Here is a 12,863-nt window from a genome sequence, read left to right as displayed (position 1 = left end):
AATCAGGTTGATGGTATTGCTTTCTATTAGCTAAATCATAGAAAAAACAGGCTATCTTTTTGTGATTCAAAAAAGAGCAGATGTATCAGTAGCAAGCAGCGATTATGAAGTTTAAAAAATTGATATCTCTGCTTTTTTTAGCCTGTAGTTGACTGATTATCCGATAATGAGCGCGCGTATTTCAACATGTCGCTGTATGAAATAACAGGGAAATCTCCCTTAAGTCCTTGTAAGAAGCCAAGTGAAACTTTATACTAGAATGTAATACTTATTCAAAAAAAGGACAAATAAAATGAGGACATGAGCTTTTATGAAGAAATATTGTAAGGAAAATGTGCTAGAAGCGGCGATGACGCGTTTGGAATATATTTTTGATACGTTTCCCCATGTGTATTTCTCTTTCAGTGGTGGAAAAGATAGCGGGGCCATGATCCAGTTGGCTGACCAAGTCGCACAGAACAAAAAGAAAACCTTTGATCTGCTGATTTTAGATATCGAGGCAAATTATGATGCTACGAGAACGTTCATGGAAAAAATCAAAGCGTTACCAAGTATCAATCAAACCTTCCACTTCTGTTTGCCCTTTTACGAGGACAACAATACCAGCGTCTTTCAGCCACAATGGCTGATGTGGGATGAACAAGAACGTGAGAAGTGGGTACAGCCGATGCCTAAAGATACGATTTCACTTGCTGATTTGGATGAATCATTGATGGATATCTATCAGAGTGCAAATATGAACCCTGATAAGTTTTTACGAAACTTTGCTCATTGGTACGCAAGCTATCATCAGTTTGAGCCGGTTGCTTGTGGTGTGGGGATACGAACCCAGGAAAGTCTGTATCGGTATCGATCGATCACATCGCCAAAGTATAACTTTCGGAAGCAATGCTGGATCAAACGGCAAGTAGCAGATTCAATGGTCGTTAATTTTTACCCAATCTATGATTGGAAGACCGAAGATGTCTGGGGAGCCTATGCCCATTTTGACTGGCCGATCAATGGCTTTTATGAAAAGTTGTATGATCATGGCGTTCCGATCCATCAAATGCGGATCTGTCAGCCTTACGGTATGCAGCAACGTAAAGGCTTGTACCAATATGCTTTGGTGGAACCGGAAACGTGGGAACGCGTCGTCAATCGTGTGTCAGGAGCCAATTTTGGTCGATTGTATGCCCAGACAGGATTGCTGGCGCATTACAATACGAGAAAGCCCAGTCATATGACTTGGCAAGAGTATGCGGTCTTTTTACTGGAATCAATTGGACTTTATTCAAAGAAATTACAGGATCATTATTACCGCAAAATCACGATTTTGATTGATCATTATCGAGAAAAGCACGGGATCGAAGTGGAAGATATACCCGATGTGACCAAACGTAAGGACTGGCTGAAAAACGAAGTACTCTGGCATGACTGGAAAGGGATCGCTCGTGCGTTAGAAAAAAATGATTTTTCTTTGAGTACGCGACAATATAGTTTGACGAAAAAAGATGAGTCTGAATTGTATGAGTTGGCGATCGATTTTGGGGCGGCTTTGGGGATCGAGCATTTACCCAAGTATCAGTTAAAAAAATTGAATGCCAAATACGAGTATTTAACGAAAAAAATCACCTAACGATGGACGAGTGCGTCCTTAGAGAGGAAGGGTTTTGTGAACGAACGATTGGTTTTATTTTTTCCACCGTATAAGAAAAGCCAATTCTATCAATTGATGGGGGCTTTTTTTGCGGAACGGGTGTATCAGCAGCAATTTCCGTACTTAGTCAATGATGAGAACTGTTACTGGTACGTGATTCTTGATGACGAAAAACGGGTGACTGCTTTTTCTTATTATGAAAAAGGCGCCAACAAAGTGGAACTAGGGGAATTCTATGAAAAAGATCCAGCCGCACAATTTAAAAAGTTTCTTTTACGGAAGATGCTGGTGGATATCAGCCGCAACTACCCAGAAGCAGAGATTCTCGCTTCTAGTAACCAGCCTAGTGAAATTGCACTTTTGGAGTCAAAAGGGTTTGCGGTCTATCGACAAACAAAAAATTATTCATTTCTAAAAAGGAGTGTAGTACCTCATGAGCGATATCGATTTTCCAGTGTTAGCGGCGAAGCTGATCCCAGTCAGCAAGATTCACGCGAATACGTATAATCCCAACACCGTGGCGGCTCCAGAAATGGATTTACTGGAACTGTCGATTCGAGAAGATGGCTTTACGCAGCCATTGGTTTGTTACCACGATAAGGAGCAGGATAAGTATATTTTGATCGATGGGTTTCATCGGTACATCGTAGCAAAAGATCGCTTGGAATTGCCAAGCGTTCCGGTCACGGTGATCGATAAGCCTTTTGAGAATCGCATCGCTTCAACGATTCGCCACAATCGAGCACGTGGTACCCATGGCATCGAGAAGATGGGAAATATCGTGCAGCAGTTGGTGGCTAACGAGTGGTCGGATGAACGAATTGCCAAGGAATTGGGGATGGACCGCGAAGAGGTCTTTCGCTTTAAGCAGCGTTCAGGTTTAAAAAGTGCCTTTTCTAACCATGAATTCAGCAAGTCTTGGATTGAGTTTGAAAAAAGATACTATAAAGGCAAAAAAGAGACCTGAGAGGTTGAAAAAACTATTTAAAAAAGCTATCTATTAGAAGATAGCGATTCGTTAATAATTCTTTTTAAATTTTGAATAGGTGTTTTTTACAACGATAACGATCAAATTGACCACCATCGACAAGCAAAGCGTCCCTAAGAGAATAGCTAGGATCACACCTAATGCGTCTCTTAGAAAGCTGAAGATCGCTTCAATGATAAACATGGTTTTTCCTCCTTTTCTCATCGTCTATTTTTTCTGACAATTGCAAAAACAGCTTCCTTGAGCAATAACTACCCAAAGACTTTGCCCTGCGGGGTACATGCCTCAGTTTCTTGAGAACCCGTCGCTTCAAAATTGAGTATACTTTGTAAATAATGAAAAAACGTTTCTATTTTTTTCAATCGGAGAAAAAATCGGAAATGTTAAGAATAACGACACCTTTTCTGATTTTTCTTCGGTTTACATCAATAATCGTATCAGGTTGCATAAAAAAAGTAAAATGATAACAAAAAATCGAATCGAGAAAAAAGATACTATTTCGTAACTTTATAACCGTAAGCGAATTCAAAAACCTTGCTGCACCAAGTCTTTAAAACGTAAAGACTTGGTGCGGCTCTTTTGTTTCCACTGCTTCTTTGTTTTTGAAATAAATTCTATCACTTTTTTTAAAAGTATAATTGCATAAAAATCGATCGTATTTAAGCCTATTTTATAACGATTACAGTAAGCACATTTTCATCTCAAATACAAACTCCTTTGTGATACTTGGAGAAAGTGTCAATGGTTGCCTTGACAGTAAGCCGATCGTCATCCGGGTATCTGGTAAAGGAAGCGATAAAATTTTTACTTGAGCACACGTTTGATCAATAATTGAACGAGGGATCAGACTGCAGTACCCTGTTTGTTCAATCAAGTAAGGAATCGTGGTGATGTTGCTGACATACTCCCAATGGAGCGATGAAACACAATGGTCAAGATAGCGCTCAATTTTTCTACGCACAGGACAGCCAGTACCGGAATGGTATAGATGAATTCCTTCAAGGTCGGCTAATTCTTTGATCGACAATGGATTCGTGGTTGAAGTGATGCAACACAGCTCTTCTTTAAACAGTTCTTCATAAACGAAATGATCTTCGTGAGGAAGTGAGCATAGTGCGAAGTCAATGCGGTTTGCTTCTAGTGCCTCGGATAATTCTATCGTTGATCCCACAATGATATCGAATTTGATTTTTGGGTATTGCTGGGAAAATGTATGGATCAGCTCTGGTAAAACCAAAATATCATAAGGCTGAACGATGCCCATGCGCAAAGAATATTCGACATTGTTCGAAGCGTTGAGTAACTGTTCTTTAATGCCTTCCCACTGAGCAATCAGTCCAGGAACCGCCTGCTTCAACAATTCACCTTCCAATGTCAATACATTGCTTTTTCCTTCCAAAAATAACGCTACTTCTAATTCGTCTTCTAACTTTTTGATATGGTTCGTAACGGTCGACTGGGCATAGTTTAGTTTGGCGGCAGCCTTCGTGAACGTACCTTCTTCGACAATTGTTTTAAAGGATTGTAGTTCCTTGATAAAATCCACGTTTGTTCCCCTCTCTTTTTCCAAATTATACAAAAAAAAGGAATTGGGATAATTTCTTTTTTTTCTAGTAAATAAAAAAAATAGATACAAAGGTTATTTAAAACGTATATCGTACTGTTGGTAGCTTGTTACCACTCTAAAATAACTTCACTCACATTAAGTCACTAGTAAAATCAGATGCTTGTTTTTTCCTTATCAAAAAAACGAATAAGATACTCTAAAAATCTGAATTTCTCAAAGATTGCTCATGGCGTTAAAATGCAAAAAGTAACTTGCTTATACGACATTTTTTTTGGGGAAAACAATTGAGAGGAGATAAGTCATGGAAAGAAGATCACAACAATATAGGCAAAAAAAGAAAAGGATCCTCCTTATGAATGGTGCAGCAATGACGGTTTTGTGCGCTATCTTTTTTGTGGGCTATACTATTTATTCGAATAAAATTAAGGAAGAGCAAAGCGATCTGGAGCTAGTAGTTACAAACTACGAAAAGGCTCTTTCAGAGCAAGATTTTTCCAGCTATATTCAATTATTTGCTGATGAATCATTCGAGACTTATGGGGCAACTAAAGAAGAAATCACGCAACGATACCAAGCAATTTTTGGTGGGATTGGAACGAAAACACTTAATTTCGATGCAGTTCGCATCAAGAAAAACAAGTCAGGAGAAATTACGTTCTCTTATCAACTAGTGGTAGCTACACAATCTGGGTCATTTACAACAGATGACTATCAGCTAGTGCTTGAGCCAAAAGAAAATGGGTATCGAATGGCATGGGATCCGGATTTGATTTTCCCCGGAATGAGTGAAAAAGACACAGTACAATTCAATGTAGATGAAGTCATTCGAGGGGACATACTCGATCGCAATGGAAAAAAATTAGCAGAAAACTATGATTATCAACAACTCGGTGTCAACCCGAGCAAATTAGGGACTGATACACAAAAACAAGAAAGTCTGGAGTTGATAAGCGAAAAGTATGATATTTCTATGGCTGTCATCGAAGATAAGCTTGCGCAAAAATGGGCCAAGGGAGATACTTTTGTTCCTTTAAAGACGCTAGAAACAACCATTAGTCATTTGGAAATTGCTGATTTGCCGACAGGTGTTTTGATAGGCTATACCAATAAACGTCATTATCCATTAGGGGAGGCAACCGCTCATTTATTAGGGTATGTTGGGAAAGTAACTGCTGAGGATATAAAAGACAAACCTTATTTGACAGAAAATGATTCTATTGGTCGTTCTGGTTTAGAGGCTGCTTATGATGCTCAGTTGCGAGGAAGAGATGGTGTATCTATCGTGATTGTCGATGAGAAAAAAAGAACTAAACAAACTTTGCTGAAGAAAGAAAAAGTGGATGCTGTTGACTTGAAGCTCACAATAGATGGTCAAGCACAGCAAATTGCTTTTGATTCTTTAAAAGGAAAACCTGCAACGATAGTTGTTTCTGAACCAAAAACAGGGCAACTGCTAGCAGCTGTCAGTTCACCATCTTTTGATCCAAATAAAATGGTTCTAGGTATCTCTGAGAAAGAGTATCAGACATATGCCGATAATGAAGATTTACCATTTATGACCCGCTTTACGAATCGCTATGCACCTGGGTCGACATTTAAAACAATCACAGCTGCTATCGGCTTAGATTCCGGAGATATCACTTCTACTGAGACGTTGCAAATCAATGGATTAAAATGGCAAAAGGATGCAAGTTGGGGTGGCTTTTGGACGACTAGGGTCAAAGATACTCCCAATGTTGATTTAAAAAAAGCTTTGGTCTATTCGGATAACATATATTTTGCACAAAAAGCATTAGGAATGGGAGAAAATACATTTCGTAATGGATTAAATCGATTTATATTTGGTGAAAAATTGGACTTACCGTTAGTTATAGAGTCTGCAAGTATTTCTAATGAGGAGAAGTTTTGCTCAGAAATTTTATTGGCAGATACAGCTTACGGACAAGGAGAACTAATGATTGCGCCCATTACGCAACTAACGATGTATAGCGTATTTATGAATGACGGATCGATCGTTTATCCGCAGCTTCTGCAAGGGAAGGAGGTTAAATTAAAAAAAGAAGTCATTAGTGAGCACGCAGCAAAAACTGTTTTGACTGATCTAATCGATAGTGTGGTATCACCGGATGGGTATGTTTACAGCTTGTATAATCCAAATTATACATTGGCTGCAAAGACGGGAACCGCCGAAATTAAAGAAAAACAAGACACCTTAGGTAAAGAAAATAGTTTCTTACTGTTTTTCGATGCTCAGAATCAGCGCTTTATGGGATTAATCCTCTCAGAAAATGCCAGAGAAAATGGAACAGCAGTGGAAAAAGCCGCGAGTATTGTGGATTATTTGGAAGAAACATATTGATGAAATAAGTAATCAATAAAACTCATTTAAAGAGAGAAAAAGTAAGAAAAAAGGTAAGAAACTGCCGGATTGTTCTGTTTTTTCTCCACATAGAAAAAAACAGACATCCCTAATCATAAAAAAAATGGATACTTAGGGATGAATCAAATACCGGATAGCATAATTTTCTATTCTGGATACAGCAAACAGAGTTTACCAGTGATCCAAATCGCAAGGGTAAAAGAATCGTTATGAATGAGGTCGATTAAAAGAAAGGGGTGAGTAAAATGAGGAAGACTATAAACTATCTTTCTCTCCTGTTTTTGTTTATTCAAGGCTTCCTGCTTCCCCAACAAGTATCAGGTGTTGAGACAATGAATGATTCGCTTTTAGAAACACAAATACCTGCTACTTTGGAAGATTCATCCGCGACAAGAACAAGTGAAGGTATAGAAGTATTACCTGAAGTCGGAAAAACAGAAGGTTCTAAAGAAGAGAACTTGTCATCAGAATTACCAGCGAGTACGAATTTAGCTACGGAAACACGAACTGTTGAGTCGGATTCAACGGGGAATCAGTCAAGTGGGAGTGAAGAGGATGAAGTTGATAAAAACTCAAGCTTAGTGTCCTCAGATGAAGCAAAACATTCAGAAAAAGATTCAGCGATTGCAAGAGGAAATCATGGTAGCGCACCTTGGGAATTAACTTCAGATGGAACATTATTGATTGGTTCAGGTACTTTTGCTAACAGTTCAGGCGTTTCACCGTGGCTTTCATATGCAGCTCAGATTAATCGAATTGCTTTTGTCGGGCAAGTAGAAGCAGCTACTAATAGCAGCGGACTTTTTAAAAGTTTGTCAAATGTGAAGGTTATAAGCGATTTACAGCAGCTTAATACTACCAATGTCACGAATATGAGCAAGATGTTTATGGACATGCGTAGTTTATCTGCACTCGATGTTTCAAGCTTTGATACCAGCAAGGTAACTACCATGAGTGAGATGTTCAGTTTGATGGATAAACTCACCACTTTAAATGTTTCAAATTTCGATACTCGAAGTACCGTCAGTATGAAGAATATGTTTTATGGCGCCTCAGCTTTAGCAAGCTTGGATGTTAGCTATTTTGATACAAGCAGTGTGAATGATATGAATGGGATGTTTAGTAATCTTATGCAAGTAACTACTTTAGATGTTTCAAATTTTGATACGAGCAATGTAATGACGATGAATGGAATGTTTTATGGAATGAGCAGCCTCACCGCTATTGATGTATCAGGTTTTAACACCAGTAAGGTCACCAATATGAGCGGTATGTTCGCTTCAATGAGTAGATTGAAACATCTTGATTTAGAGAATTTTGATACAAAACAAGTAAAGAATATGCTCATGATGTTTTTGGGATTATCAGAATTAACAAATTTGGATGTCAGCAACTTTGACACAAGCAATGTTCAAACGATGGAAAGTATGTTTTATAACGACAAAGGTTTGACACGGCTAGATCTTTCTAGCTTTAATACTACAAAGGTAACCAATATGAAGGGGATGCTTTTTGGGATGGATAGAATGAGCCAACTGAAGCTTGGTTCGAATTTCAATTTTTCAGGTATGAAGGAAGCAGATTTACCGATGATTTCAAAAAATGCAACTTATACAGGAAAGTGGCAAAATATTGGTTCGGGAACACCGAATCAGCCAAAGGGGAATCATATTTTTACTTCCGAAGAGCTGATGGAACAGTATGATAATCAGTCAATGGCAGATACTTATGTGTGGCAACCGCAACCTAAATATCAAATTTCTTCTGCTAAAGGTAAAGGAATTGTAATAACCCAAACCGAAGCAAACACGATAAGTGATGAAGAAATAATAGATAAATTGGCATTGACGATTGTTGATCCAGAAAATCCTCAGATCAAAGCGAAACCGATGCTCCTAAGGCGAACGATTCAAGAGGAATTGGGGATCTATCAAGTAGTTGTAGGCATTGAAGATAGTTGGGTAGAAGCTTCCTATACAGTGTACGTCGTAGAAGACAACGCTCCAGGAATTCAATATAATTTGGCAGTTTACAAGAAAAACGTTACGATCCCATTCTCAGAAAAGAAGCAGCTGACTTCTAATAGACTGAAAATTCTCGTTGATTTAAAAGTTTATGATGCTTATTACGACATTGAATTTGCGGATGACGACCGTTTGATTTCCTTTACGCAATCTTCGATAAACCGTTTACTGGAGGACACGGTTGTTGATGGTACCCATCGAGTGGAACTGACATTAAACACATTACCACGACCTAATAATGCCGATTCCTATTCAACAACGGGCGACGTGCAGGTAACAATTACTGATGACCGTGAAAAGTGGATAAAGGTGACTGTTCCTACGAAAATGTTTTTAGAAAGTACAGAAACTGATAAGTATCAAACCATTTTCTCGGAGAGTTATGAGATTGCAAACAAGTCGGAAGTTCCAGTAAAAGTTAAAATTGCCGACTATCGTACGACTGCCTCTAATCAAAGTCCCGTAGGAATTGATCGTCTTTTACTTAATACGGTTCCGTTGATTCAAAACGGGGTAATCAATACTGATTTGGCAGGAAAAGACCTCGCAGTTTTAGCCGGATTTGATGATTCTGACCCAACAAACGATCAAACCAAAGTTGCGTTATCATTTTCAGGTCAAACGAATCAAAATGAAATACCCACAGATGGGTCAGTAAAAGTTGACCAAATACTGATACTCTCTTTAGAGCCACAATTTTAATATCGAATGATTATTACTAAGCAATCATTAATCGCATTTGATTAATAGTTTATATAACTGTGCTTCCTATTATTCTAATTTTTTTTCGCGCTGAAAAAAAGAGATACGCGGTCTTTTTTTCATAGAGGTAAACTAGGATGCATTGAAGAAGTAAGTAGTACGAGCAGGAAAAATGAAAAGGAGACAAGTGATTAAATTTGGATAAAGACTCAAAACAAACATTTACACATAGAAAAAGAAAATGGCTGTTACTTTTATTATTGTTATTAGTGGTTGGGGGAATCGGTTTTTATTATTGGTTCTCACATCGAGCAATCGTTATCGAACCACAAGATTCCTTTCCAGAAGTGACAAAGGCATCAAAGATGAATGACCAGAAGTTAAAAGAATATGCGAATCAAAGAGCGGATGAAACAGCGATGACTGTCAATGTTTACCCCGAGGTAACGATTAGCTCTGCAAACAATCAAGGGCAAATGTGGGTTCAAAACTTGCCAACCAATGTTTATGGGCAAGAAGCAGAGTTAATTTTAGCAGAAACAGGAGAATTGTTGTATTCTTCTGGAATGTTGGAACCTGGTTATCAAAATACGACTGTTACATTAGAAAAGTATCTTGAAAAAGGGGATTACCCAGCACAAATAAAATTAGCTTTTTATAATTTGAAAACGAAAAAGCTTGAAGGAAAAACAACCGTTGATGCGACAATTCATGTCGACTAGGCGACCTAAAAAGAAGTGTCTATTATCTTAGGGAAAAAAGAATAGGAGCAAAAAAATGAAAAAAATGAACAAAAAATTGATTGTGGCTACTGCTATTTTAATAGGAGGTGTTATCTTATTGCCGATTCGTTCTTTAGCGACTGAAACACAAAACGATGATGGAACAACGACAATTGAAAAACAAACTACTGCAACGATTCCGGTCGGTGGAGAACTAGGAGCAGTTGATTACACTGATCCAGTAACAGATATGCCGGAAGGAGATTCTCGCTGGATTAACGTTACGGTTCCAACTAAAATATTTTTTTGGTCAGACGAAGCAACAAATCATAAAACAATAACTTCCGGCAGTTATGCAATCAAGAATAACTCTGGCCGTCCAGTCCAAGTAAGTATCAATGACTATCTTGGTAATAATATGGGAATTGATACTCTTCAATTGAACGACAATGTTGGTAGCAACACAACCGTTGATCTATTTACAACCGTTGGAAAACTAAGTAATGTTTCCGGCTATGTCATTGCTAACTTAACCAGCCCTAATGATCACACAATGACAGGCCCATCAGAAGTGGCTATCAACTTTACAGGAACCGTCAATTCTTATGCCTTAACGAGTCAACCCATTAAAATTAATCATACATTGGAGCTTGAATTAAAAGCGCTGGATAAAAACGGTAATGTTGTTAGTAGATAAAATGACTAAAGATGAAGCATTGAAAGGTTGGTTAAGGGAAGAAAGTAGTGGAAATCGAGTGAGAACCTTTGGTAACTATCTTTTATACTACAAGAAATTACTGAGTCGTAATAAGCAACATAAACAGTTGTTTTATTATGGTCAGAACATTCTAAGTGAAGTTGCTAGTTATAGTGAATACAAAGTAAACAGTCCTATTTTATCGATTATCCAGTTATTGAAGTTAGATGCCAAGCTTCAGCTGATTGATTTCTATCTAGACATTTTGGATGAAAAAATGATGACTGAACAAGAAATCATTCGTTTAGTTGAGACTGATCATCAGAGCTACAATCAAGAGCTTTTCGGTTATCAAAAAGGAAATTACGATGAATTACCGTACTCGTTGATTTTTTTAGACTCTCATTGAAAGTAGATTGATGATCAGTCCATGGGAAGAAAGCTTCGTTCAATTGAATCCATATAATAGAAAAACTGACGGTTTTCCCTTTAAGAAGACCGCCAGTTTTATTAGGTCAGATAGGTGGTGTAAACCCTGGCTGAATCAGCTGTTCAATCGTTTTGTGGATGATTGTCCAGTCCGAAAGGGTAGGAACATTGGAAATTCGTAGTTGCTGAAATTTGGTGTTACTTTTCAGATGCAAGTCAAAATTGCTAACGATCAAATCAATTTCTCGATTGATCAATTCTTGTTCATCAGGAGCCACTTCAAAAAAATAACTGATTTCTGTATGGTCATTTTTGAATAGCTCTGTTGATGCGGCTAAAAAGGCATCTAATCCAGCACCACCTTGAAAAGCAAAGGCCACTTTGAGATGTTTTTTCAACTGATTGCTAGAAGAAAGTTCGCTTAACAAGGTCAACGTAACTGCGACATGCTCTAAGTGAGTAAACGAAAAGAAACGACTTTGTTCATTAAACTGTTTCAACCATTTATTCCAAGCAAGGTAGTCCGTCTTGAATGTCGCTTCAACAAAGGTTTTGATCTGGGGATCGGCAAATTCGTAATTCGCAGAAATCATCGTTAACAAGCGGAGATTTACGAGATATGCGATGATTTTGTGTGATGCTGCAGGAAGGATAGCTATTCCAGGTTTCTTTAAAAATGCAGCAACTTCTGCGAGAATTTCTGGTTTCTCTGTATGGTGAAAAATGTAATCCGCTTCGCTTTCCCCATTAATATCCATCGTACTATACGAAATGCAGTGGAGAGCATTGAGGAAGATCCAAAGGAGTTCTTGTTGCGGCAAGTGGATGATCCGGTATTTTTTCAAATAATGTTCGTTTAATATTTTTGAGAAAACAGCGAAGCGTTCTTTCTCTAATAGATTGCGTTCTAAAGACGGTGGCAATGTCAAAAAGTAAGAATAGCGCCACCTACGCTTGGCAATACTTAGCCATAGGGCAAGTCGATAATGACTGTAATGCAAATCTTTTTTGTTGGCTTCTTTTGCTTTTTGGACCAGAAGACGCGCATCTGCAGGGCTGTCTTTATCTAAGATCGTGCTATCGCCATAAGCGGAGAAAAAGACAAACAGACAAAAGCGAATATCGGCTTCGGTACCGATAAAATCAAGATGATTCGTTGCGATGGTCACAGAATAGGTTTGTAAAGATTTGTTCATATAACTGATCGTTCGCAACAGATGACTGCGGGAATAGCCAAATTCGATCGTTGCTCGGTGAATAGAGTATTTTTTATTATCAATGATACTAGAGATGATTTTAAACTCCAACGTTTCCATGCCCAAAAGCTGAATGGCAGAATTGATTGAAGCATTTGGTGCATACTCAATCGAAACGATGTTGGATCCAGAAAGTTTGATCTTGACCAGATCTTTCGGCAAACAGTCGCTTAAAATACTTAATTCTTTAGAGACTGTAGGCAAGGAAAGCCCCAATAATGTCGCCAACTCTTGCGGGTGATACCCTGAGGGTGCTGCATTTAGCACTTGCAGAATTTTTACTTGACGAGAAAATGCCTTATCTCGATGTAAGTTGATGGATAAATTTTCTAACATTGATGTCACCACCTCTTTCAAGACCCTGTGGGAGCGATCAGCGATCGAATATAAAAACCATTCGTTTTAAGTAAATTATATAATACTCTGGGCCAATCATGAAGTCTTATCCCTTGAAAATTG

The 12,863-nt window shown here is 38.2% G+C and carries 11 protein-coding genes; 8 read left to right on the top strand and 3 right to left on the bottom strand.

The genetic code is table 11. The features are described from left to right. Window positions 1-310: 310 nt before the first annotated feature. From P0G38_RS14410 to P0G38_RS14400, 3 genes are read left to right on the top strand one after another with little or no spacing between them, the layout of a single operon-like run. Window positions 311-1,618, top strand: coding sequence for a DUF3440 domain-containing protein (locus P0G38_RS14410; RefSeq protein WP_275852431.1), 1,308 nt, complete (start codon window positions 311-313; stop codon window positions 1,616-1,618). 36 nt (window positions 1,619-1,654) lie between these two features. Further along, window positions 1,655-2,146 carry a hypothetical protein gene (locus tag P0G38_RS14405; protein ID WP_005227570.1) on the top strand — a complete coding sequence of 164 codons (492 nt, stop codon included), beginning with the start codon at window positions 1,655-1,657 and terminating at the stop codon, window positions 2,144-2,146. Next, window positions 2,073-2,606: an IbrB-like domain-containing protein gene (locus P0G38_RS14400; RefSeq protein ID WP_005227576.1), complete on the top strand. Its 534-nt coding sequence runs from the start codon at window positions 2,073-2,075 to the stop codon at window positions 2,604-2,606. Before P0G38_RS14405 ends, P0G38_RS14400 begins: the two co-directional genes overlap by 74 nt. Window positions 2,607-2,657: 51 nt before the next feature. Here P0G38_RS14400 and P0G38_RS14395 read toward each other — a convergent pair whose 3' ends face one another. Next, window positions 2,658-2,810, bottom strand: coding sequence for a hypothetical protein (locus tag P0G38_RS14395; protein ID WP_010748814.1), 153 nt, complete (start codon window positions 2,808-2,810; stop codon window positions 2,658-2,660). A gap of 496 nt (window positions 2,811-3,306) precedes the next feature. After that, entirely contained in the window at window positions 3,307-4,173 is an 867-nt protein-coding gene (locus P0G38_RS14390) for a LysR family transcriptional regulator (RefSeq protein WP_167822705.1), read from the bottom strand. 322 nt (window positions 4,174-4,495) lie between these two features. Between P0G38_RS14390 and pbp4 the strand changes: the two genes are divergently transcribed. The 5 genes from pbp4 (at window position 4,496) to P0G38_RS14365 (ending at window position 11,128) form a co-directional block, all read left to right on the top strand. After that, window positions 4,496-6,553, top strand: coding sequence for a penicillin-binding protein PBP4(5) (pbp4, locus tag P0G38_RS14385; protein WP_275852425.1), 2,058 nt, complete (start codon window positions 4,496-4,498; stop codon window positions 6,551-6,553). Window positions 6,554-6,819: 266 nt separating this feature from the next. Beyond that, window positions 6,820-9,300, top strand: coding sequence for a BspA family leucine-rich repeat surface protein (locus P0G38_RS14380; protein WP_275852422.1), 2,481 nt, complete (start codon window positions 6,820-6,822; stop codon window positions 9,298-9,300). Window positions 9,301-9,497: 197 nt separating this feature from the next. Continuing rightward, the gene (locus P0G38_RS14375; RefSeq protein WP_151196132.1) at window positions 9,498-10,022 is read left to right on the top strand and encodes a hypothetical protein; all 525 of its coding nucleotides are present in this window, start codon (window positions 9,498-9,500) and stop codon (window positions 10,020-10,022) included. A 55-nt stretch (window positions 10,023-10,077) separates the two neighbouring features. Beyond that, window positions 10,078-10,719: a hypothetical protein gene (locus tag P0G38_RS14370; protein WP_151196133.1), complete on the top strand. Its 642-nt coding sequence runs from the start codon at window positions 10,078-10,080 to the stop codon at window positions 10,717-10,719. A 1-nt stretch (window position 10,720) separates the two neighbouring features. Further along, entirely contained in the window at window positions 10,721-11,128 is a 408-nt protein-coding gene (locus P0G38_RS14365) for a DUF7006 family protein (protein ID WP_275852415.1), read from the top strand. Between the two features lie 106 nt (window positions 11,129-11,234). Here P0G38_RS14365 and P0G38_RS14360 read toward each other — a convergent pair whose 3' ends face one another. Then, the gene (locus tag P0G38_RS14360; RefSeq protein ID WP_275852411.1) at window positions 11,235-12,740 is read right to left on the bottom strand and encodes an AcpB/EbpR/MafR family transcriptional regulator; all 1,506 of its coding nucleotides are present in this window, start codon (window positions 12,738-12,740) and stop codon (window positions 11,235-11,237) included. Between the last annotated feature and the right edge of the window lie 123 nt (window positions 12,741-12,863).

This window comes from Enterococcus casseliflavus (genome assembly GCF_029215545.1).
Classification (GTDB): Bacteria; Bacillota; Bacilli; order Lactobacillales; family Enterococcaceae; genus Enterococcus_D; species Enterococcus_D casseliflavus.
The sequence above is the reverse complement of the archived record's forward strand: the minus strand, read 5'-3'. Positions and strand labels throughout refer to the sequence as shown.